Here is a 24,575-nt window from a genome sequence, read left to right as displayed (position 1 = left end):
AATAGAGCTAAGGAAGGTCTAAATTAAAGAAAACTACATGAAAATGACAAAAGGCATCCGAATGGGGTCATTCGGAATGCCTTTTGTCGACAATCTGAAAGATCGAAGGGAACCTTCGATCTTTTATAATACTTTACTTAAAAATGCCTTCGTACGCTCATGCTTCGGGTTACCGAACAGCTCTGAAGGTTCATTTTCTTCTACGATATAACCTCCATCCATGAAGATTATTCTATACCCCTGCATTTCCTCGGAAATGCAGGACTATTTATTCATATTTGCAAGGAAACCACCTAATAAATCGTCCACGTCCTCTTGTTCATAGGTTTCCTCTACATTTTCCTCGGATGACGCCTGTTCTTGTCTAGCCTTCTCCCAATCAAAGTTCATCAGATCATCTTCCATTTCATCCGCCTCTTTAACCTCGAAGTCTTCCAAAGTACTAGGTACATTAGGAGGCACTTCACTATATTCAGGCTCATTTTCGACTAGATATAATGCTTGATTGATGTCTAATGCATTGCTATTCAGTGAGGCTAGGACGGCTGTCGCACGAACTGGATCAATCAGAAGTTGATAGACAATACTCCCTAATAAAGCTTCAGAATGTGAGTGTTTAAGCCAATTACGCTGTTCCTTGCTTAATTGTTTTGGTAGAGGGATGGACACGGTTTCTCTTTCTTTTGACAGAGATTGACCTACTCCTTCCAAAACATATTCTGCAATTTTACTAGAAAAGTTTCTTTTCTCAGTTTCCTTTAACTTTTGCATTTGCTTAATGATGTGTTCAGGGGTATCAGAAGGCAGACGAAACGTAATCGCCTGCCCCCTCTGTATCCGAGTCATTTCTTTTTTGGACATGAAATCACCCTACTTTTGGATTGGCTGTTTTTCTGCCTCTTTACTCTTAATCTCTTTATTGTTCTTTCTGACAAAATCAGCGATTAATTTATAATAAGCATTCGCCATCATCCAAATACTTTCCTTTTCATCTTCAAAAAACTCGATATTATATCCATCCAGGCTATTATTTAATGCCTTGATGTATTCCTTTAACACCATTGCTCCGCCACCGACAAAATAGCAGATTTCCGTTTGGGAATTCTTTAGCCAGACATTACGAAGATGGCGATATTGTTTCTTGGCTAAATCTAATAGAATCCGGTCGGTAATATCATGGACGCTTGTCCTACTTCCCTTCACCCTAATATGGTTTCGATCATTTTTTCTTGTGATGATATCGACCACATCTCTTCGGCTATCCAATTCAACTCCATGCTTGGAGCGAATTTCTTCTCTGATGGCTTCTAACGCTTCGGATACACCGATATTGAATCCTTGTGCCTTATCGTCGTCCACATTACGGTTTTTAATGACAGCCACATCAGTAGAAAGTCCACCAATATCTTGGATCAATATACTTTTATCGATTAAATCGCGGTTAATAATATTTAAGTTATTGTCCATAACTAAATTAATATACGCTGCGAATCCTTCAGGATATACCTTGACCTGATCAAATCTAATATTGACCTTTATACCTTGGTATTTAGGCGTCACCAAAAACTCTACCTGATGGACGGATCCTAATAGCTGAGAACGGTAGCCTACATCTTTTCCTTCTTTTACTTCACGAAGTGGCAATCCTGTACCAAGTGTATAGTTCGCTTCAATCACATTATTCGTTTTCTTGAAAATCCCTGCATTCTCTGCTCTCGCTGCATCCAGGGCAATTGAGGCAAATAACATCACTAAAGTTTGGTCTTCCTCGGACTTGCTGCTTCCTGGGTCAAGTTCACTTGCGTTATCACTTTTCGTTGCTAAATTTCCAACACGGTAAATGACATTGTTTTCTTTTAAAGCAGGGGAATGGACTCTAATATGAATTCCCTCGATTGGATCCTTTTCATTTAAGTCCTCTATTCCTATAACAGGTCGGTCTTCTGTTTCTCGTGCTATTACATTCGGTATGTATAATTCATATTCAGACTTTCCAAATAAGGCCTTAACGGAGTCGTTTCCTACATCGATCGCACAGATTCTTGAAGTGTTCATCACATCAATCCCCTTTTTTTGTTAATTGCTTTTATATAAGAAAGAAATGCGTAAGCGCCCTCGGAACAATCAAAAAGCAGATTGTTCCTGCGAGGTTAAGTCACAGAAGCTTTCCTTTGTGCTTAGCGACGGATGGGCTGGACTTCCCCCCGAATGAGATAAAGGAAGCTAGTCAACACGAAGAACGGTTAGTGATTCGATGTTGACTTATCGTTAGGAGGGGAGAGGAAGCGCACTGGGCGCTAGCCGAAAAGAACGCCACGTCCTTTATGTCGAAGCTAGACAATGCTATAACTTCTAAAAGTTAAACTTTCTTATCTTTTTAAAAGCTTAACTGAAGGTTATCTTAGGTTACTAAGAGCGTCAATGATACATAAGTTGTGTTCAAGAAGAACACAATCGTCTTTTTACAGTGTACATAGATACAAAGGTGTATACATGCCTCTATACCAACAAGCATACGCTTTCGTGTACTTGCACACTGTGATGTATACATCCAGTTTACTAAATGTTTTCTTGTATACTTTTATGTATACGTAAGAAAGACATTACTTTTTACTCGTTAGAAAAATACTTACTATTATCCAGTGGGTAAATGTCATAGTTAGATTTTCATATTACTAACAAGCATTTCCAAAATTTTATCAAATAAAAATAGACATTTTTTATCATCCATTCAAAAGGTGTACACATGCATCTATACCACCAAGCATACACTTTTGTGTACTTGCACACTGTAATGTATACATCTAGTTTACTAAATGTTTTCTTGTATACTTTCATGTATACATCAGAAAGACGTTGTTACTTGTATCCAATGGGTAATGGTCATAGTTAGATTTTCATATTACAGAACAAGGACTTCTAAAATTTTATAAAAAATAAACATTTTTTATCATCCATTCAAATAGAATGCTAGAGAGTTTTTTTATCATTGTTTTGGAGGTCAATTGATGAAGATTTTACGATTAGGTCATGCAATGTATGTTTTAACAAGTAAAGCAGGAAAAAACTATCTTATTGATCCTTTCTTTGATTTGAATCCAGGATTTCCGGATCACTTAAACAAACCTGATTTCTTTCAATCTATAGATTGTGTATTTTTAACCCATGGTCATTTTGATCATACTAGTGGGTTATCTAAATTAGTCGACCATAAACCTGACATTATGGTTGTTGCACAATATGAATTGGCCCTACTCCTTCTTCAACAAGGTATCAAAAACGTACTTCCTATTAACTTGGGTGGTTCAGTTACATATAACGATGTAAATGTAACAATGGTTCAGGCAAAGCACACTTCTTCCTACGGAGAAACCCAAGGTACCCCTGTTTATGCCGGGGAGGCTGCAGGATATATTTTTGATTTTATAGATGATTTTACGCTCTATCATTCTGGTGATACTGCCTTAATGCCGGATATGAAATTAATTCAAGACGTTTACCAACCAGAGATTGCTATTTTATCTTCTTCAGGACATTTTACAATGGGACCAAAGGAAGCGGCTTATGCGGTTAAACATTTATTGAATGTTGAGTACGTTATCCCAAGTCATACCTTCCCAACCAATGAAACCGCTCCTTCACCCGAATCACTAAAGCAATTACTACAAGCCTTTCCTGTAGTAGAGTTTATGATTGATAAAGACAAGGAATTGGAAGAATTATTGAAAGATTATAAGCGAACAAAGGTGATTACACTTGCTTATGGAGAAGAACGAAGATTTGATAAAGAATAAATAAGCACTAATACAAAAAATCCTCCTTCTTTTAAAAGAAAGGGGGATTTTTTAACCTAAACTTTTTTCATCATCATTACATTTTACTCTTCCTACATTCTACTTTTTTTACAAAACCAACTCCATTTGGATATCTAAAGGCTCTTTTGCTAAAATTCTTTCGTTAATCTCAACAGCATATGTACAACCTACAGATTTGTAAAAATGTTGAGTTTCTATGGAAGGGTGTGCAGCAATATATAATTTTTTTGCACCTAAGTTCCTTGCTCCCTCGCAGCAAAATTCGATTAATTTCTTACCAATCCCGCTTCCTCTTAGTTCGTTCGAAACATGGATAAAGGGTAGTTCTAGATATTCTTCTCTGCTACCAAATAGTTCCCCTTCCACGTTAGCAAACCCTACTAAATTAGTATTATCGAAAGCTCCCATTACTAACCCACCAGACTTCATACATTCTCGTAAAGCTTGAATGACCTGAATCTTTTTATTGTCCTCCCATTTCTCTACAAAATGGTCCTCTTTAATATGATATTGATCATTATCTTTGTACCAAACTCGATTCGTTTCTTGGAATCGGTTGAAATTTATTAGGAGATCATCATTCAACTCTTCTTTAATTAACGTTCTATATATGATTTTTTTCATCGTTGTGCCTCCTATTATTAGGTATAATTAATTTATCAGAAAATTAAGATGAAGGTCTATGCTCTTTTTCGAACGGGATTCCCCAATACAAGGCAGATAAAGGTTTTTTCACAAAAGAATAAAAACCCAATAATAGGAGAGATACCAATGAACAATACCATTCAAAAAATCGGTCAGATAGGTGTACCTGTAAAAAATTTAGAAAATGCCATCTCGTTTTACAAAGATGATTTAGGGCTGCCACTTCTTTTCAACACAGATCGCATGGCTTTCTTTGATTGCAACGGAATTCGCTTAATGCTGAGCCTTCCTGAGAAAGAAGAGTTTGCTCGAGCTAGCTCTGTCCTCTATTTTCAAGTTGAGAATATAAAAGAAAAATATAAAGAATTACTAGCGAAGGAAGTCTCCTTCATTGACGAGCCACATATCGTGACAAAAATGGGACAAACCGAGGTATGGATGACGTTTTTCAAGGACTCAGAAGAAAATACGCATGCTTTAATGAGTGAAGTGCAGGGATAAAATCAATAGAGATAATCAAAAAAGTCACAACCTGTTAGGCTCATGCCTTCAAGTTGTGACTTCTACTTTTTTCAATCGCATGTAACTCTCCTTTTTTAAAAAGGTTATGGATTCTTTACATTAAATGTATCTCCTTCTTCTAAATTACCTGCTTTGAACCCTTTATAAAACCATTTCTTCCTTTGCTCTGATGTTCCATGTGTAAAGCTTTCTGGCACTACGTATCCTTGAGCCCTTTTTTGGATCGTGTCGTCACCTACCGCACTTGCTGCGTTCATTGCTTCCACAAGGTCACCCTCTTCCAGCAATTCCATGCCCTGGGCATGATGCGCCCAAACACCAGCTAAATAATCAGCCTGTAATTCAAAGCGAACTTGATATTTATTGTATTCAGTTTCACTTAATGTTTGACGTTTTTGAGCTAGTTTCTCCGAGGTTCCCAAAAGGGTCTGTACATGGTGACCTACCTCGTGAGCAACCACATATGCCATTGCAAAATCGCCAGGTGCCTGAAACTTTTGTTGAAGCTCATCATAGAAACTTAGATCGATGTAAAGTTTTTGGTCACCTGGGCAATAAAATGGACCGACTGCTGCCCCTGCTACACCACAAGCGGATTCAACGCTCCCAGAATATAAAACGAGAGTTGGCTCTTCATATGTCAACCCTTCTTCCTTGAATACCTTTGTCCAAACTTCCTCAGTATCTGCAAGTACGACGGAGACAAATTCCGCCCGCTCTTTATCTTGTTCAGTTTCTACATATGGGGCGGGATCTTCTGCCCCCATATTCACTAAGTCTCCAGGATTTCCTCCAAGGAATGTAACAATTAAGAGTATGATAATACCGCCGATTCCACCCCCAACAATCGTTTTTCCTCCCATGCCTCGTCCTCTTCTATCCTCAACGTTTGAGCTGGTTCTTCTTCCTTTCCATTTCATTGTTTATCCTCTCCTAACAGTCATGGAATGCACAAGATGAATCTTAGTCTTTAGTGTTATACCCGAGATTCATTTGTATATTCTCCTGTGATAGCCAAAACTCAAAAAGATAAAAGGGCCATTCCTCACATTAGCCAGTTAGCTGTGGGGAATGACCCTTATTTCATTATTTATTTAATATCCCTAAATATTCTTTCCATGGTCCCACGTCTGTGCGGTATCTTTCAGCCATTACTCGCACGATTTGAGCTATGTGGGTTAAATCATGAACAGCCCATGTAGAAATCAGTTCTCTCATCTTCACGACACCAAGAGCTGGATGTGTGCCTGTCAATTCTAGATGCAATTCAGGGTCAATAAGAGACTTAAGTTTGGATATATTTAATTCTCGAAGATTTGTAAACTCAAGCAACTTTTGCTCAATCGAACTTATAGAACTATCTTTTAGATGAGAATATCGGTCAAATGGAGGAAACGGTTTGCTTTCACCTTCCTTAAGGATGATTTCTAACCTTGTTATCCAATCATTCTTCTCTCCCTCAATGAGGTGTCCAATTACTTCAACTGCATTCCAAGTTCCTTCACCTTCATTGCATTGCAACCAACTATCAGACAGACCAGATAGAAGATTCTTCAGCGTTTGTGGTGTCCGCTCCAGTACCTCAATCGCTTCTTTCAAATTAAAATTCATAAAGTTTTTCCTTTCTGTTAAGGAATTTTCACGAAATCTTACACTATATTACTATACATTCATAGTAACATTTATTAATGAAAACTAGCGCTCAGATTAGAGATAAGTAAAAAAAGAACTCATTGGCGGCATTGATCAATCACCAAGAGTTCTTAATTGGAATTACTATTTAATTTGCACTAACATTTTAATTTTCTACTCAATTGACCTTACATATTCAGCAATTTTAGCGATTTCACCTTGAGTCAATCCCTGGGTTTCTTTTTGGTGCCGTGTTATCGCCTCTTCAATCGTTTTAGCGCTTCCATCATGGAAGTATGGCGCAGTTGCCCACACGCCTCGTAGCGTAGGAGTGTCAAAGTGAGAGTTATCCCTCGGGTTCTTCATCCCAGCGCGAGCATCGCCTTTCGAAGAACGATCTGCTTGATTGGATGTTCCAATGTCATGTAAAAATTGGGTGTTATCAGTCGTCAGATTTCCATCATCACCAATAGCCTTGGCACTATCCGTAAATTCTTTTCCACCATGGCAGGAGATACACCCCGCTTTTCCTTCAAATAACTCTTTTCCTTCCCGGGCAGAAGCTGAAAGCTCACCTTCATCGGTTCGATATGGACTTTTCGGAGGAGGAAAGGAATTGGGATTATCCAAAAAGGCAAAGACGGCATCATACATATGCTCCACCTCTTTTGGAAGAGGTTTTCCAGGGTCATATTCCGTCATTCCTCCCATTTCCCCTTGGACTGTTAAAAGATAATCCGTGAAATCGTCACGACTTCCATCCCACAAAAATAACCCTGTTTTTGTGGTTACCACATTGCTCGGTATATTTCGAGGCCCTTTCGCGGTCGTTAACGTCATTCCATTCATATCCCCATCAGCATGGCACGATGCACAGCTCATCCAGTTGTTCCCTGTAATACCTGCTTCAAACTCCTCACTATTAGCACTGTAAAAGATCGTCTTCCCTTCCCTTTCTAATGGGGACAAAGAATCTTTTTCAATTAATGGCAGGTTATCCCCTTCCATTTTGGCACGTGCATAGGCATTATCTCCGCCTGTTGATATTTTGGCTAAATCATGGCTCATTGCATTATGAGTATAAATGGTTTCACCGCTTGGAGATATCACCATTCCTCTTGGGTTATCCCCTTCAATCCTTCTTAAGACTTGCGTTGCATTTCCTCCACGTTTTAAGTCAAATACAACTAAATCTTCACTTCCAGACATCGCGACAAAGGCTTTACTTCCATTTGGATGAAAGACAACATCATAGGGGTTAGCAACAATCATCGTTTGGTTTTGGTTATCCTTTACGTTCATTTCCTTAAAAAGCTCTTTGCGTTCTTCAAGTAATTCTTCTTCTTTTTGCAAGTCTACAATTGAGATGGCCGGAAAAATCGTCTCTTCAAAATGAATCGGAGTATCAATATTTGTTAGTAGGTGGGGTATCCAAGCTGTTTTACCATCGGGACTGATGACAAATTGCTCTAATGTATTCGGTATCCCTTGACTCTTTTTCGCATCTCTTTGATCAGGAGAATCCGCAAGCTCAATAACGTTAGTCACCTTATTTGAATCCAAATCAATCACACTGATATCACCTGTTAAATATTGAGGCACATATAGTTTATTTCCCTCAGCAGCCATCGCTATTGTACGTGGTCGATCATCGACTGCTATTTCTCTCTCAACCTTCAAACTTTTCAAATCGATAACTGAGATCGTACTAGACCGATAATTTGCCACGTAAAGTGTCTTTCCATCTTGACTAGTCACTACCCCGTATGGCTCGATCCCAACCTCAATCGATTGAATGACTTTCTTTTTTTCTACGGAAATGATGTCCACCTTGTTATCAAACATACAAGTAACAAAGATAAACCTTTCATCCGGACTTAAAGTAAGCTGTCTCGGTTCTTTGCCTACTGGAATCTCTGTCATCACTTTGTTCTTTTTAGCATCGATAAAAGTGACTGAATGAACGTCCATGTTCGCTGTAAAGATGGTGTTACCGTCCTGTGTCATCACAATATTATTGCTATTGACTGCATAATCCCTCGTGACAGCATCCTCACCAGTTTTCACTATAGAAACAGTTTTTTCTTCCTTACATGCAGTTAACGCTCCTAATACAAGGAGCGTTAATAGGAAGAGGGCCAATTTTTTCATAAGAAATCGCCTCTCTAATTGGTTTATTTTTTCTTTACCTCAACTGGGGCTAAAACAGGAGCAATCCCAAATTCCCCATGACCAGCTTGAACCTGTGGTACATGGTCTTCATCCGTGTTACCTGATTGATTGTCAGAATAATAGAAGTCACCCGTATCCCAGAATTCACTTAGCTGCATCCCTTCATCAAGAGACGGACCGTCAATGACAGTATCAAAGAACTCTGTATATCTGTTCGTAATCGTATCTATTTCCAATGCTTCTGGTTGTTCTTTATCACTGGATAGATTGCTAAGGTTATTGATTGCTACACGGTATACAGCCGCCACGCCACCTGCTGTGAATGGGTTGTAAACCATTGCATCCCCTTCTGTTTTGTATGCCTTCGCATCTTTGTCCCAAAGATTTTCATCCATGGCCACATATATATTTCGAGCTGCTTCTCGATATTTTTCATCTTTTGTAGCTAAGAATGCCGCAGATAAACCTCTGATGGCTCCAAGCTGTGCATCTAACGTCACTTGATCATCTGCACCCTTACCGATTGTATAGCCTTTTGCGACTAAGCCATTTTCCATCATTAATTTATTCATGATAAAGTCGGCTTGGTTGGTGATCAGCTCTAAGGCACGCTTACCTTCCGTTGTATTTAACCCTTCTGCTGCTTCACCATTCGCATACCCAACTGGTAAACCATCAATGGCACGTTTGAAAATACGTAGGGATTCAATCGTATATCCTGCTTGGAACGTGTCAACATAAGTTCCTTGATTAGCTCCATCATGCTCTGTTACAAATGTTCCTTCGTCTTTATTAAAGTGCATCGCATCGATATTTTTAAAGACATGAAGAAGGACATCTTGGTTAACTGTATAAGGATCATTGGAAACTTTATCGTTGCTAGCATCTTCATCCACGTTTTCAGCAGGAGCCGATGGGTATGGATTTCCATCAAATAAAGCTTGGAAGGAAGGTTTTACGTTTGGGTTGATCTTCCGTTGATCTGTCATTCCGTAAAACTCCGCTGCAGGCCATAGCATTAACCATTGATCCTGAAGTACGCTACGGCTATCTTTAATAGAAATTGCTTTCGCTTTTGGTGCTTGATCGTTCCCGTCTTCCTCTACTGCAATTTGGTGTGGTAAATACACAAAGCCTTTAGATGCATCATACTTCTTCCCAAAATTAGCACTCGTCAATTCTTTATTAGTAGAATCATAGAAAAGACCGTCACGGATATAATTCAACTTATTCCAAATACCTTCTACTAAAAACATCCCTTGCATTCCGTCTGCAGAGCTCACTCCTAATGCCACATTCTGATCAGCATCATCATTCTTTGTTTCCCCTTCAAGCTCTTCATCTCCATCCACTGTATGGAAACCGCCTAAAAAGTCTCCCGCCCAAAGAGTTTGTTTTAAGAAAGTTGCTCCATATGCAGCTGGATTTAGGATTTTGTCCATTTTATCGCGATCCCAGCGAAGCGATTCAAAGTTCACTTGATAGTTAGGGACGTAGGCTCCATCTTCACCAGCAGCATATTCAGCAGTGTCTACTTCTTGAATATAATGAGGATCTCCCTTCGAATACTCAATTAAGGTTGGAAACATGTTCCTGAAAATTTCTTCGTGTGGATAGCCAACTGCATCAGCTAGCTGATAGTATCGTTCTCCAAGCTGCTCAGCCGGATCCTTCCCCGATTTATCGGCCATTTGTTTGACAACAGGACCATGAATGAGATGCAATCCTAATCCCGATTTTTCAACCACTTCGTACATGGCTTCCTCGGAATATTCGTAAGCCTCTATCCCAGCTGTATAATCAAATTTTGCCGGTGAATCCACTTTTTTGGGATCTAGAATATCTAGATCCACACCTAACCCTTCAAGTAAAGGCTCTCCAGATAGTTCAAACTCGGCGTAAGCAAACATATTAGCAGCATTATCATAATTGTAGTCCGTTACTTTAACAGAGACTTTTGAATCGCTAACTGCTTTTTTATCCGTACTTTCTTTATCCTCTATCTTGGATTCAGATCCAGCTTTTTTTTCTGTACATCCAGAAGCGATTAACAAGCTTCCTGCAATCGCCAAGGTAGACATGACCTTCCACGGCTTTTTCCCCATTTTATCTCCCCCATAGAACCACTTTATGTAAATGATAATGATTTTCATTGTTGTTGATAACGATTATCATTATATAGATAAAATTGGTTTATATCAATGGGAAAAAATCCTTCTTCACTAATGAAACACAGGCTGGTTGTTTGTATAGAAATATAAAAAGATAATCACAGCAAAAATCCCCTCCAAATCAAAGGAGGGGAACTTTTAGTTTGTTGTTACCACTTTTTTTCTTTGAAATCCTTGAACAATCCTTACTAGCATTTCTTTATCCATATTGAGTTCGGTTTCGTTGGCGTTCTCAAACAATTCCTTAGTATTGTCACTTTTAAAGACAATGGAGCGGTTCAGATACTCCTTAAACACTTCCAATGGTTGATTGAGCTTCATTTCATAGTCTGTTAAAAGTCCTTTTTGAGATTCAGGGACTATGGTTACAAATGGAAACTCCAGACCTTCTTTAATGGCCTCAAAAACTAACTTATTGGTTGGGGCATTCGGATTCGTAATGTTATAAATCATGTTCTTTCTTCCATGTAATAATCCCAAGACCAACGCCTTGATTACATAGTTTACAGGGACAAGGTTTGAAACGGTATCTTTTTCTATTACTAACCGATACGTTTCTTCCCCTATCGTTTCCCTTTTTAGGACTCGTTTCTTTAATAATTCTACCGACCTAAGTATACCGTATAGACCAAAAGTGGTATCAGCTTCGCCCGTATCCGAATCTCCGATGATGATTGCCGGTCGCATGATCATTACATCTAATATTTCATTATAGGACATAACTAAATGTTCTGCATGACACTTGCTTTCCTCATATGAGTTAATAAAAGTAGAATCCAGTGGATATAAAGTTTCTAACCCTTTGGTGCGAGCACCTAGCGTATAAGCTGTACTTACATGGATAAACTTTTTTACCTTGAGTATTTCAGCCAAGTCGAGAACATGTTGTGTCCCTCTGATGTTCATTTCTAATACTTCTTCTCTTTTAGCTTCGTCAAATGATAGGAATGCAGCCATATGATAGATTGCATCCACTTTCCCCATTAACTTTTGTAATGTGGAGGCATGAATCCCTAAATACTCTTTTGATAATTCCCCTTCAATAACGTGTATCTTTTTTATTTGATCAACACTTAACTTTTTATATAGAGTTTCTAATCTATTTTGGTTCCTCACTAATACATAAACATCATGGTGTTCCTCGACTAACTTCTTAACTAAGTTAGAACCCAGAAAGCCAGTAGCTCCCGTAATAAAGATGTTCATCCTAATAATCAAGCCCTTCTACTAGTAATTCTTAGAAAGTAAGAAAAAATTCAACTATATAACTATAGCATATTTCTCACCATCGAATTTCTAGTATTATTTGTCTTTAGAATGAGACGTATCTTGACGGTCACGTGCGTCTCTTACATAAGAATAGTATTTCATGCTTCAGTTTATTTCCGGAACAATAATATCTACTAGCGTAAACAAGATCATTGTTAAATTACTTCTTACTTCTTCATACCTTCTTCTCTTAATTATAGGACACTAAAAAGTACTTATCACACTTTTAAGTGCCTATATTACTTCAAAGTGCGTACTTTTCTTACAATTCTATATAGCACATAATTACTATTGCCGGCTAAGTTTCATCTTATCTGTCCATACAGAAGGTTATATTATTATTCTACTGGAGGTTTATATAGAATGGTTTTAAATTTACAAGCTACAACAACTTTGCATAATGGTGTGAAAATGCCTTGGTTTGGTATTGGGGTATTTAAAGTTGAACAAGGTCCCACACTGGTTGATTCTATTAAATTTGCGATTAAACATGGGTATCGTAGTATCGATACAGCAGCCATTTATGAAAATGAAGAAGGAGTTGGGAAAGCCATTTCTGAAGCGATAGCAGAAGCGGGAATATCCAGGGATGAGTTATTTATTACATCGAAGGTTTGGAACGCCGATTTAGGATACGAATCTACCCTTAAAGCCTATGAAACGAGCTTAAAGAAGCTGGGTCTTGATTATTTAGACTTATACCTTGTACACTGGCCAGTTGAAGGTAAATATAAAGAGGCTTGGCGAGCATTAGAGACTCTTTATAAAGAAGGAAGGGTAAAAGCGATTGGAGTAAGTAACTTCCATGTCCATCATCTTGAAAATTTGATGGAAGATGCAGAAATTAAACCAATGATCAATCAGGTAGAATACCATCCTAGATTGGCCCAGAATAAAGTTCGATCTTACTGCCAACAGCATGGTATTCAATTAGAAGCTTGGTCGCCTTTAATGCAAGGCCAATTATTAGATAATCCAGTTCTACAAGAAATAGCCACTAAGTATAGTAAATCTGTGGCTCAAGTAATCTTGCGTTGGGATTTACAAAACGGTGTTGTAACCATTCCAAAATCGACCAATGAACAAAGGATTGTGGAGAATTCCTCTATCTTTGATTTTGAACTTGCAAAAGAGGATATGGAGCTAATTAATCAATTAAACCAAAATCACAGAGTAGGACCAGACCCTGATAACTTTGATTTTTAATAAAGAATATTGGCAAACGAAGACGCTACCTTACTAAGGTAGCGTCTTCGTATTCAGATTGTCGACAAAAGGTATCGAGACTACGCTCTCTCGATACCTTTTGTCATTTTTGATATGTATGGTAGGCGAAAAGGTTGATTTCCGCTCCAGCCGCTTGCTTTCCGGGGGGCGTAATAATTCCTATAATGACTTTTAGTGATGATGGTGCACCACCTCCTGTAACTAGTGGTGTAGTATCCAAGCGTACACAGTCAATAAAAGCATCCATAACACCACCAATGTCTGTACGCTAGAAAAAGACCATAGACTCGTACAAATACCCATTAGGTCCATGCTATAATTAACTTAATATTCAAAATTCCAAGGAATAAGAAACCTAGCATTGTAAGGAGAGATTCTTCTGAAACACTTATCTTTGACTCAAAAAAAATGGTGGTTAACGGCACATATACTATTTTCTGCAATCTGGCTTGGCGTGACTGTAACTTTTTTAATACTAAGCATCAGCGTTCTGACGACTGATGATCATGGGACAGTCAAAGCATACTATACAAGCATGTTACAGCTTGAACAAACAGCAGGAAGGGCTTCTATTATTGGAACAGTGATTACTGGAATGGTGTTATCCATTTTCACGAAATGGGGATTATTTAAATTTAATTGGATTATTTTCAAAGAAATCCTGACCTTAATATGTATGGCTTTAGGTTTCATATTCATTTATTTTTGGACTTTAAATGGGATTCAAGTTTCAGGTGAGCCCGCTTTTATATCAAACCATTTCCAACTCATGGCAGGGATTGTTTTACAAATCATTCTTTTAGTAACTATTTTTATAGTTTCCGTGTTCAAGCCATGGGGACAGCGAACACCAAGCAAATAAAGTAACAGTATGACAAGAAACACCCCTTAGTCGTTAATCGACTTTAAGGGGTGTTTTAATTCTTTTTTAATTTATATAGAATATCCGCCCTTATTAATATTTCATATCCCATTGGATAACGTTCTGATGTATCAGCCAGAGTGCTGTATTCATTGTCATTTCTCGTTTTTAATCAAGAGTTTTAATAGAAAACTGTCGTTATAGTTGAGAAAAGTAGATTCTATTAAAATTAACTATTCTCTTATCAAAGTGAGTGCCTTAAATACAATTCAAATTGTACAAACACCTTAATCCCTGGTAAATTGGGAGATTATTACATGCTACGATTGACTTATTTTCTAGGAAATAAAACTAAAAATATGTCGAATAACCAAGAACAGGCTGGAACTTTAGTTTTTTTGCGGGAAAAATGTCGAATGTTTTGTCGGATTTTTATATCAGTGAAGGTTTTGATCTATTGTTTTGGAGGAATATGTGGAGATTGATACGTTTATATTTTTTTGAAACTTTCCCTTTAGAGTGAAATCAGTAAATAAACCTAGATGAAGTTAAGTGCTTTAGAAGGATGAAGAATTAACTTGCGTACCAAAAGACCTAACCATTTGACAATTAGGTGTGCTACTTGTAGAAATTCTATAAAAATGAATGCCATAATTATACAAAATACCCCCGTAGTGAAACTTATAATCTAATTGTTAGAAAATTTTAGTTTTACAGGGGGATGAAGAATGAAAAAAAAATTTATTGCAGGTGCTTTAACAGTAACATTGAGTGCTGCTGCCTTTCTTGGTAGCTTAGGGGTTGGACATGCCCAATCAGTGGACAAGGAATACATAGTTGTCTTTAAGTCAGATACGAGTCTCCCATCAAACTATTTAGAAGAAATAAAAGGTGCTGGGGGTAAAGTAAAAAAAGCACTACCTAATTTGGGTGCTGTAGAGGTAACTTCAGAAAATCCTAATTTCCTGTCTGAGATCCAAAAAAGTTCAAGTGTTTTAAATGCTAGTGTAGAAAGTACAATTTATCCTGAAGCACCAGTAGATGTTGAGGTCCTTAATGAAGGTTTCACTGCAACATCTGCAAATGATCTTTATAAAACCTACCAATGGGATATAAAGCAAGTAACTAACTATGGTCAATCCTGGAATTTAAAAGGAGGAACAGGAAAATCTACTAATAATAAAGATATTATTGTCGCAGTTGTGGATACAGGCATTGATTATACTCATCCCGATATTAAGAATAACTACGCTTACGGAAAATCATTCGTTCCAGGTATAGCGAGTCCAATGGATGAGGATGGCCATGGTACGCATGTCGCTGGTTCCATCGCAGGTAATGGTAGAGTATTAGGAATCGGTCCTGACCTAAAAGTTGCTGCTTATCGTGTATTTGGACCAGAAGGAGGAGCTGCCACAACAGATATTGCCAACGCTTTAATGACTGCTGCTGATGATAATGTTGATGTCGTAAACATGTCATTGGGTGGATATGATTGGTTCCAAAATCCAGAATATGCAACCAAGGAAATTGTAGCCGACGTTCGTTTATTTAACCGTGCAATCCAATATGCGATTAAAAAAGGAGTAACAGTAGTGGGCTCAGCTGGAAATGCAGGAGTCGACATTTCAAGTCCAGGGAAGCTTTCTGGAGATGATAATGGAGCTACGCATAGAAGTCCAAGTAGCCAATCTCTAATCCGTGTATCTGCTGGTGGAGCTGAGAAAAATCTAACTTACTATTCGAACTATGGTGTAGGTAAAATTGATGTAATCGCACCAGGTGGTGATTATGGTACAGCTTGGCTAGAAACAGGTGATAAGGCATTAAGAGACCGTAATAAATTATGTTTATCTACAGTTCCAGGTGGATATGCTTTTTATGCAGGTACTTCCATGGCTGCCCCTAAAACCGCAGGTCTTGCTGGGGTAATTATTGCTAAATACGGAAAGGATGTTTTAAGTCCCTCTCAAGTGAAACATATTATCCAAAACTCTGCTGATGATTGGTTCAAGCCAGGCTATGATGGAGAATCTGGATTTGGCTCTATCAATGCAGAAAATGCGCTTAAATAGTAGATAATAACAGTCATTCAATTTTGCTAAATATAAACTATCTAGGGGTAAAAAGGATCTAATGAATGATCCTTTTTACTTCTTTGGTTAAACTATCATTTATTTCTTTTTTAACTTATTATACGGTTCCCCATAAAGTGAGGTTTCTTCCGTGTTATCCGTAATAAAAAATTGACCTACCCTTTGGGTAGATCAAGTGCTTGGTATGCTAACTGATACTTTCCACCATCAGCAACTTCTGAATGGTACAACGCCTTAAGGGCGAAGTTTTTCTCAAGGTCGTGTTCTTCTATTAACTCTTTTAAACGCTTTTGCAATTCTATATTGTCCTTGATCAGCTGTTTCATTTGCGTTTTTATGTACTTCATAAAATAATACCTCCTTTCAATTTCTTGAAACCTTTGCCACCGCTTCCCAAAAAAATCTTTCTTATTTTATACCGAAAATCGGTACCCAGCGCCCCATACTGTTTCAATAAATTGTGGATTTGCAGGATCCATTTCTATTTTTCCACGAATTTTTCTAATATGGACAGTGACAGTTGTGATATCTCCCGCTAAGTCCAGGCCCCATATCAACTCAAATAGCTCCTCTTTACTAAAAACCCGATTAGGATGTTTAGCAAGAAAATTTAGCAGTTCGAACTCCTTTGCAGTTAGATGAGCTTCAATATTATTTACAAATACGCGACGTGAAGCTTCTTCAATAGTTAATCCTCTTATACGTATTTCTTTTTTATCCTCCTGTTTGATTCCACTTAATCGGTCATATCGTGTTAAATGTGCCTTAGCCCTTGCAACAAGCTCACTCGGGCTAAAGGGCTTAGTGATATAATCATCCGCTCCCAGTCCAAGTCCTCTGACTTTATCGATATCCTCTTTCCTAGCTGATACAATTAAAATCGGAATCTCTTTAACAGCACGAACCTGTCGACAAATATCAAATCCATCTACATAAGGTAGCATTAAATCTACAATGATTAAATCGTAATGAATAGAAAGAGCTTTTTCAAGTCCCTCTTTTCCCGACTCCACTAATTCAACATTAAAACCATTTATTTCAAGGTAGTCTCTTTGAAGTTCTCCTATACTTGGATCATCCTCAATTATCAAAATCTTTTTCAATTAACTCACCTCACTTTTTTCACTAAACTTTAGTGTGAAAAAAATACTCGTTCCTCTCCCTATTTCACTAGTTACCCTGATTTCCCCACCATGTTCGGTAATAATTTGTTTGGCAATGGCCAATCCAAGACCACTTCCACCAGTTGAGGTATTTCTGGCATTGTCTTCACGATAAAAGCGCTCAAATATATACGAGAGAGACGAAGGCTCAATGCCATTACCGTTATCACTTATCTCAATTTCAATATTCTTACCTTTGTTTACTACAGAAAATTGTATGATTTTTTCATCCTTTTTCATATGTTTAATGGAATTTTGAATAATATTAACGAAAACTCTCTTTAATTTCTCTCTGTCCGCTATAACCAACACCGGATTATCCAGGTCTACATGAAATTGTACATCGATACCTTTTTCTTCAAAATCCCAGCTTAGTTCCTCAATAAAATAATTGATATAACGAATTATATCGATTTCTTCAAAATTGAATTGTATCTTTTTTAAATCTAGCTTAGAAAAAAGAAATAAATCATCGATAAGAGAATCCATATCTATGGCTCTTCTATAAATAGTAGAAAGATATTTGTCCATTTTTTGGGGTGTATCTGCTACTCCGTCTTTTATCCCTTCTACATATCCTTTTATTGCTGTAATAGGCGTTCTTAAGTCATGAGAAATATTTGAAATTAATTCTTTTCGATTTTCTTCATATTTTAGCTGAAGATCTATTGAGTCTTTTAACCGTTGACGCATTTCTTCATACGCCATAGTTAGTTGTCCAATCTCATCCCTTGTTCCTGGTGTTACTTTAAAATTCAAATCCCCATCTCTTATTTTCTCTGTAGCAAGCTTTAATGAATGCAAGGGATTTACAATGCTTCTCGTAACTAAGTAGTTTAGAATACCATTTGTTACAATTAATAAAATAAGGAGTACACAAATTAATATAGGAAATAGATTTTTTGATAATGCTACATATGGACTAACCTTCTTAATTACAAAGATACTTCCTATTTCATGATCCTCAAAATAAAAGTCAAATTTCACATAAGAGAAATAATATTTCCCGATACTTATAGTACTTCTAATATTAATATTTGAAGGCTCAAAGCGTGGTAGGTCATCTGGATTACGAATGGATATTAATTTATTATTCTTATATATAAATGCATCCCCTTTTCGGATAATCAGGGCAGATGATACGTCTTTTAATTTCTTATCATATAATTTCAAAGAATTCTTATCTAATAATTGATCTGGCTGATTTATTGCTAAATACTTCAAATCTAAAAACACATTCTCCTCTTGAGCCGTTATTGGTTTATGTGTGTAATGATTTGCGTATAAATGCTTTATACTACTAATATCTCCTGTTATAGCCACAATCATTAACAATCCACTAATAATAAAAAGTCCTATGGTTACAACCAACATAGCTGTATAGGACAAGAGCATTCTCAAACGGATTGACATGCAATCCCTCCTAAGCCGTTATAACTTATTCCGAAAATTAGAAAGAAAGGTTATCCAAGAATTTGGAATAACCTTTTTTTCATAACAAACTTATTTAGCTACAAATGTAACAGTATTTGGTCCTGCCCAATTATTCAAAGGAATAACTGTATATTTTACACCATTGTTTAAGGTCTGATTGTTTAATAGGTCAAAAATTCCAGTTGCTCCTTTACGTGAAGAAAAACGGTATTGAGCTAGAAGTTCACTTCCATCTTCACCTATTAATTTTAATTGACGTCCTGCAAATAGCTCTGAACCAGGATCCTGTGATAAATTCACCTGGATGGATTTATTATCGATAACCGTTACAGATTCTATATTTAGCGGTGTCATTTCCTTCGCTGTAAATGTTGAGCTTTTAATATCGGCCCAATTAGATGTGACTGTGTAGGTTTTACCAGGCTCCAATACTTTTCCTACTGGCAAACGGAATTTTGGTGCTTGTCTTTGATCCGCAGCTTGGGTGAATGGCACATAGTTTGCAATGATTTTTTCCCCATTATCAGAGGTTAAAGTTACATTTCGGTCTCTTAATGAAGAAATGATTTGATACTGTATTCCATTTGCACGATTTTTATGGTCCACTTCAAAAGCTAGGCTCCCTCTGCCAGATCGATATGCCTCGATGATGTTTGCATAATCAGTAACTCCATCCTCTAAGAACGATTCTAATTCAAAGGTATCACTAGTCACTTGCTGAACCTGACGGATATTAATTTTCTCTGTGTTACTTTCAAATACCTTTTGTTTTTGTCCCTTATACTCGAGTGTATATTTTTGACTGTGCTTTTGGATTGTTACTGGGACAATGTATGTGTCCTTAGAACCTGACTTTAACCGTGGAACATTCACAATGCTTAAATTGTTATCAAATACAAAGTTCTTCTTAATATTTTCTAAATTATTTGGGTCTACTTCTTCAGGAGTTAAGGCCTTATTAAACGTTACCTGCAGAGTCATAGCATTAATCGAGTCAATTTTCGTAATCTGCGCTTGCTGTTGATTCTCGCCGTTTACTTCCACTTTTTCTAGATTCTTAGCCTCGGCAACATTGCTTCCTGTATTGCAACCGGTTAAAGCTACCGTTAATCCAATGAATAGTGGTAAAACTACTTTTTTCTGTCTCATAAGATAAATGTCTCCCAATCGTTTATTTTTTATTTGTACTATCGTTTCCGTAAATTAATTGTATCCCCTAATAATTAAATCCCTGAAAACAAAGTCTTAACAAAGTCTTAACAAAGTCTTAAATGTTAATTAAATAAAAAATAAATGGTAGGTTTATACCCTTAATTGTGGGGTTTAAGCTGCAAAGATTTGGGAAGGGATGGTCACACAATGGTTTGTGCTGCCCTGTAAATAAAAAACGAATAGTAATAATGAAAACACAAATAATTAACTAGATAATAAAAAGCAAATATGAATTGAATTGTTCACATTTGCTTTTTGATATTGATTCGTTTGCATTTGATTCCTATGTGATACATTCCATTCCTTTATCGTAAACGTAAAAATAAGGAAGAGAATATATCATTCCCTTCCTGTAAAAAAATTCTCTATTCTTAATTGCGTAAATGCCAAATCTCTTAATATTCTATTCTCTATCTAGTAACGAAGCACCAGCGATTCCTGGTTTAGTCATCTCGTATGGGTCAAGAATAATATTTAATTCTTCTTCTGTCAGCACGTCGTATTTCAAACAAAGTTCCCGGACAGGTACACCGTTTACGATTGCCTCTCTAGCGATTCGAGATGCAACTTCATATCCAATATGTGGGTTAACTGCTGTAATGACTCCCGCACTCTTTTCCACATACTCTTTTAGTCTTTCTTCATTTGCTGTAATTCCTTTTAAGCAATGTTCAGTAAAAGTACGGAAAGCATTATTCATAATACTGATGGATTGAAGAAGGTTAAAGACTAAAACTGGCTCCATGACATTCAATTCGAGCTGACCAGCTTCTGATGCAAGGCAAATAGTTTGGTCATTTCCAACAACTTGGAACGCTACCTGATTAATAAGCTCTGGCAATACAGGATTTACTTTTCCAGGCATGATGGAAGACCCTGGCTGCCTAGCAGGTAATGTAATTTCAGCCAAACCGGCTCTTGGTCCAGATGCCATTAATCTTAGGTCATTAGCGATTTTTGACATGTTTAACATACAAATTTTCAAAGCCCCTGATACTTCTGTATACGCATCTGTATTTTGCGTTGCATCGACAAGATGATCCGCACCCGTTAACGGTAATCCACTGATATCTTGAAGGTGTTTTACGACTAACGCAATATAACGAGGGTCAGCATTTAACCCGGTTCCAACGGCTGTTGCCCCCATGTTCACTTCATATAAGTGTTGCTTGGATTGTTTAATTCGTTTTATATCACGTTCTATTACACGGCTATAGGCTTCAAATTCCTGTCCAAGACGAATTGGAACAGCATCCTGTAGGTGAGTGCGCCCCATTTTGATAACATGATTGAATTCTTTCGCCTTTTGTTGAAAAACAGTGTGCATGTCTTCCATGGATGGCAACAATTTTTCTAACAGGTTTAAAACAGCAATATGAATCGCCGTTGGAAATGCATCATTAGTAGATTGTGACATATTGACATGTGTATTAGGACTACAGTGGAAATAGTCTCCTTTTTCTTTCCCAAGTAATTCTATCGTACGATTGGCAATGACTTCATTAATATTCATGTTAATCGAAGTTCCTGCTCCACCTTGAATAGGATCGACAATGATTTGGTCATGCCATTTTCCTGTCATTAACTCATCTGCCGCCTTGACGATGTTTTCCCCTATTCCGTCATAAAGACGTTTAATATCCATATTGGCAAGTGCAGCCGCTTTTTTCACAACAGCCATTGCCTTTATTAGCTCTTCATGGATCCGATATCCTGTAATAGGAAAGTTTTCAACTGCACGAAGTGTCTGAATTCCATAATACGCATCGGCAGGAACTTCCTTCGGTCCTAAGAAATCTTTTTCAGTCCGCATTTGACTCATTATCATTGACATTTCCTTTAGTCTCCTCTATAAAACTACAATAAAAGTAGCGTCTTTTTAATAGTTCTATTGCCTATTAAAACAAATAGTCTCGGATAGCTCAAGGTGTAATATATTGAAGTAAAAATACGCTACCTTTTATTACAGGTGAATAGAATAATATTGCAACAAACTTTAGAGATCAACCTTTTTTAATTATTTATAAACTTCTAATAGAAACCAGTTAATATTTTTTTATCTTATATCAATGATTTCTCTTACCTCTACATTTAATTTTACTAAGTATTTATAAAAAAAACCTGAGTCCCCTCATTTTGGGCTCAGGTTTTCCTTCTTCTATTTATTTTTTCTTTTCATTCGTGCTGTAATAGAATTTGGCTGTAATAGATCCATCCTCTTTTTCAACAATATCGGTTACATGAATACCAGAATCAGCAGGTGTTGATCCATTTCCTTTCCAGAAATAATATGAGCCGGTATGAACATTTTTAGAATTAGGAGTTAACTTAGAACCTGTCTTGAAGAAGTCTCCAGCATCTCCACGGTTCGCATTTTTCTCTAAATCGTAGTTACCATCTGCTTGCAGGACAGAAAGACCATAGTGTGTAACTACAGTACCGTTACTTGCTGTTTCTGATTGATTGTACTGGAATCGCTTGTTCATCCAGTTTTCAACGTTATTTGGACGGAATCCAGCTGTTTGATAAAGATTGAGGATGTTTTCATCTACATGCCAAGCTACTAATCCATGAGAGTCTGTACCTTGGCGAATTAGACCTTTATTGAACCCACTTTGTTGAACGTTTTCAAATAGGAAATACTCTGTACCATTAGATCCAGGAACCTCCATCTTAACAATTCCATTTTCGGCATTTGCCTTGTCGATTGAAGGTAACGTAATTTCTTTTACTCCATCTGCTGGTGTAACATCAATAGGATTTGCCCATCCTAAGAAAATCTTTGAGAACGGATCAAAGTGTGTAGGTGAATTCCCTGAATATGGTGCAGCGTTTGGATAACGCATCCAAGAACCACCAGACATCATTGAATAGTTTCCAACACCTTCAGATGTATAAACTGTGTCATAGAAATCTGGTAAGCCGAGTGCGTGACCAAATTCATGAGCGTATACACCTGTTTGTGCTGGGAATGGGCCTTGTTTTAATGACTCATTATACGTGCCAGTTGCCAAGTCGTAACCTGCAACATTTCCACCAATACCAGGTTGGATGTTGTAGTTATTTACAATAACTCCATCATACGTCATATCTTCTGCAACAGTTTTATTAATCCATGCACCTTGATTCATTCCCGCATGAACATCTGCAGGTTTGCCAGTTTCATAATACTTGCCATAGTATAAAGCACTTAAAATATTCCATTTATGAGACCAGAACTGTGCAGGGTCCTGGCTAAATTCAGCCCCTGTTCCTTCATGGATAACAAACACATTTGGAACTTCACCCTCTTCAGCATATTTTGAGAAATCAACTTCCCCATCAGCAGCTTTTAAAAGATCACGGATGAATTCCCCTGTATGAGCATCACCGTTAACATTTCCAAGTACGTACTTACCATTTTCAGCATATGTACCTTCTTGATCTAAATAGTATGAAGCACCTTTTGGAAGCTCTACCCATACAAAGTCAGTGTTTTCTTTACGTACTAGGTTTACAGCTCCATTACTAGATTCTTTATAAGCATTTTGCATGGTACGATTCTTCGGTACATCTGGACCATCATATTTCTTAAACACTTCTAGTTCATACGGATTGTACTCTTCACCAAAAATTAAATCCTCATAGTATTTAGCTGGAACTTGACCTTCCATATCCCCAACTGGTTCATCACTATCTTTGTACTTTGCTAGTATCACAAGTACTGGTACATCACCTGTAGTCTCGTTGTAGGCAACATGATTGTCGCCGGCCTGTTGGAACTTAGCTCCATGATTTGCTATTTTTTCAGCGGGATCTGCTTTAGAAACATTGACACCTAGCTCTTTAGCCTTTTGAGCTAACTCTGGAGAAGCACCCACATAATGAGCAAGACCTAAATCATAATTGCTTGTTTTTTCTGCTGTTGGAGTAACACTTAATTGAAGACCTCCAATCATAAAACTCCCCGCTAGAGCAAGAGATAAACCCGTTTTCGATAAAACTTTTAGCAAGATCACCACTCCTTTAATATATTCGTTCTGAATATATCAAAATAGTCTGACATTAGATAGGAAAATTGATTTACATGTTTCTACAACTATTTCCCTACATAATTCCCAATAATTTTCTAATGATAAAAACTTTTAAAATTCTACTAATATAGACATCAATTTCAACATTATCTTCCATTTGTGTCCTTTTCTCTTAGGATTTTTTGTCCAAGCTTGTAAAAATGTTTTTCTGAAAACGATAGAGTAAACCGATGGATGTGACTTTTAACTAAATTCTAGTTATATATCATATTGTTTAATAATATTTCTTGATACCCTACAAGGTGAATAGATTATTTCCTTTTTCTGCATGCTTTATCATCG

General features: G+C 37.2%; 19 protein-coding genes and 1 pseudogene. 5 read left to right on the top strand and 15 right to left on the bottom strand.

Annotation, left to right across the window (positions count from 1 at the left end):
* Positions 1–123 precede the first annotated feature (123 nt).
* From G3O09_RS16660 to G3O09_RS16650, 3 genes and pseudogenes are all read right to left on the bottom strand, one after another.
* Positions 124–240 (bottom strand): annotated as a pseudogene (locus G3O09_RS16660) (peptide ABC transporter ATP-binding protein); the annotation flags it as partial.
* A gap of 24 nt (positions 241–264) precedes the next feature.
* A complete protein-coding gene (locus G3O09_RS16655) occupies positions 265–861 on the bottom strand; it encodes a hypothetical protein (protein WP_163102595.1) in 597 nt (198 codons plus the stop codon).
* Between the two features lie 9 nt (positions 862–870).
* Entirely contained in the window at positions 871–2,055 is a 1,185-nt protein-coding gene (locus tag G3O09_RS16650; RefSeq protein ID WP_163102594.1) for a ParM/StbA family protein, read from the bottom strand.
* Positions 2,056–3,008: 953 nt separating this feature from the next.
* Here G3O09_RS16650 and G3O09_RS16645 point away from each other — a divergent pair.
* On the top strand, positions 3,009–3,794 hold the full coding sequence (locus G3O09_RS16645) for a metal-dependent hydrolase (RefSeq protein WP_163102593.1): 786 nt from the start codon (positions 3,009–3,011) through the stop codon (positions 3,792–3,794).
* Positions 3,795–3,902: 108 nt separating this feature from the next.
* On the opposite strand, the gene G3O09_RS16640 is transcribed toward G3O09_RS16645, so the two are convergent.
* Positions 3,903–4,439 carry a GNAT family N-acetyltransferase gene (locus G3O09_RS16640; RefSeq protein ID WP_163102592.1) on the bottom strand — a complete coding sequence of 179 codons (537 nt, stop codon included), beginning with the start codon at positions 4,437–4,439 and terminating at the stop codon, positions 3,903–3,905.
* A 147-nt stretch (positions 4,440–4,586) separates the two neighbouring features.
* Between G3O09_RS16640 and G3O09_RS16635 the strand changes: the two genes are divergently transcribed.
* Entirely contained in the window at positions 4,587–4,961 is a 375-nt protein-coding gene (locus G3O09_RS16635; protein WP_163102591.1) for a VOC family protein, read from the top strand.
* A gap of 104 nt (positions 4,962–5,065) precedes the next feature.
* On the opposite strand, the gene ypfJ is transcribed toward G3O09_RS16635, so the two are convergent.
* From ypfJ to G3O09_RS16610, 5 genes are all read right to left on the bottom strand, one after another.
* Positions 5,066–5,902, bottom strand: coding sequence for a KPN_02809 family neutral zinc metallopeptidase (ypfJ, locus tag G3O09_RS16630; RefSeq protein ID WP_163102590.1), 837 nt, complete (start codon positions 5,900–5,902; stop codon positions 5,066–5,068).
* Positions 5,903–6,068: 166 nt separating this feature from the next.
* Positions 6,069–6,593: a DinB family protein gene (locus G3O09_RS16625; RefSeq protein ID WP_163102589.1), complete on the bottom strand. Its 525-nt coding sequence runs from the start codon at positions 6,591–6,593 to the stop codon at positions 6,069–6,071.
* 195 nt (positions 6,594–6,788) lie between these two features.
* Entirely contained in the window at positions 6,789–8,765 is a 1,977-nt protein-coding gene (locus tag G3O09_RS16620; protein ID WP_163102588.1) for a cytochrome D1 domain-containing protein, read from the bottom strand.
* Positions 8,766–8,788: 23 nt separating this feature from the next.
* Complete coding sequence (locus G3O09_RS16615) at positions 8,789–10,891, bottom strand: hypothetical protein (protein WP_163102587.1); 2,103 nt, start codon at positions 10,889–10,891, stop codon at positions 8,789–8,791.
* Positions 10,892–11,095: 204 nt separating this feature from the next.
* Positions 11,096–12,163 carry an SDR family oxidoreductase gene (locus tag G3O09_RS16610; RefSeq protein ID WP_163102586.1) on the bottom strand — a complete coding sequence of 356 codons (1,068 nt, stop codon included), beginning with the start codon at positions 12,161–12,163 and terminating at the stop codon, positions 11,096–11,098.
* Between the two features lie 426 nt (positions 12,164–12,589).
* On the opposite strand from G3O09_RS16610, the gene G3O09_RS16605 reads away from it, so the two are divergent.
* The 3 genes from G3O09_RS16605 to G3O09_RS16595 all read left to right on the top strand — a co-directional run bounded on the left by G3O09_RS16605 (position 12,590) and on the right by G3O09_RS16595 (position 16,390).
* Positions 12,590–13,432: an aldo/keto reductase gene (locus G3O09_RS16605; protein WP_163102585.1), complete on the top strand. Its 843-nt coding sequence runs from the start codon at positions 12,590–12,592 to the stop codon at positions 13,430–13,432.
* Between the two features lie 415 nt (positions 13,433–13,847).
* Positions 13,848–14,315: a hypothetical protein gene (locus G3O09_RS16600; RefSeq protein ID WP_240338474.1), complete on the top strand. Its 468-nt coding sequence runs from the start codon at positions 13,848–13,850 to the stop codon at positions 14,313–14,315.
* 728 nt (positions 14,316–15,043) lie between these two features.
* Positions 15,044–16,390 carry a S8 family serine peptidase gene (locus G3O09_RS16595; protein WP_163102584.1) on the top strand — a complete coding sequence of 449 codons (1,347 nt, stop codon included), beginning with the start codon at positions 15,044–15,046 and terminating at the stop codon, positions 16,388–16,390.
* A gap of 176 nt (positions 16,391–16,566) precedes the next feature.
* On the opposite strand, the gene G3O09_RS16590 is transcribed toward G3O09_RS16595, so the two are convergent.
* From G3O09_RS16590 to G3O09_RS16565, 6 genes are all read right to left on the bottom strand, one after another.
* Positions 16,567–16,758 carry a hypothetical protein gene (locus tag G3O09_RS16590; RefSeq protein WP_163102583.1) on the bottom strand — a complete coding sequence of 64 codons (192 nt, stop codon included), beginning with the start codon at positions 16,756–16,758 and terminating at the stop codon, positions 16,567–16,569.
* Positions 16,759–16,824: 66 nt separating this feature from the next.
* Entirely contained in the window at positions 16,825–17,514 is a 690-nt protein-coding gene (locus G3O09_RS16585) for a response regulator transcription factor (RefSeq protein ID WP_163102582.1), read from the bottom strand.
* Positions 17,515–18,987 (bottom strand): sensor histidine kinase, encoded by a 1,473-nt coding sequence (locus G3O09_RS16580; protein WP_163102581.1) that lies wholly within the window; start codon positions 18,985–18,987, stop codon positions 17,515–17,517.
* A gap of 90 nt (positions 18,988–19,077) precedes the next feature.
* Entirely contained in the window at positions 19,078–20,157 is a 1,080-nt protein-coding gene (locus G3O09_RS16575) for a hypothetical protein (protein WP_163102580.1), read from the bottom strand.
* Positions 20,158–20,623: 466 nt separating this feature from the next.
* On the bottom strand, positions 20,624–22,054 hold the full coding sequence (gene aspA / locus G3O09_RS16570) for an aspartate ammonia-lyase (protein ID WP_163102579.1): 1,431 nt from the start codon (positions 22,052–22,054) through the stop codon (positions 20,624–20,626).
* 328 nt (positions 22,055–22,382) lie between these two features.
* The gene (locus G3O09_RS16565) at positions 22,383–24,218 is read right to left on the bottom strand and encodes a M6 family metalloprotease domain-containing protein (RefSeq protein ID WP_240338473.1); all 1,836 of its coding nucleotides are present in this window, start codon (positions 24,216–24,218) and stop codon (positions 22,383–22,385) included.
* Positions 24,219–24,575: the final 357 nt, after the last annotated feature.

This window comes from Peribacillus alkalitolerans, assembly GCF_010882125.1.
Lineage (GTDB): Bacteria > Bacillota > Bacilli > Bacillales > DSM-1321 > Bacillus_BN > Bacillus_BN alkalitolerans.
The sequence above is the reverse complement of the archived record's forward strand: the minus strand, read 5'-3'. Positions and strand labels throughout refer to the sequence as shown.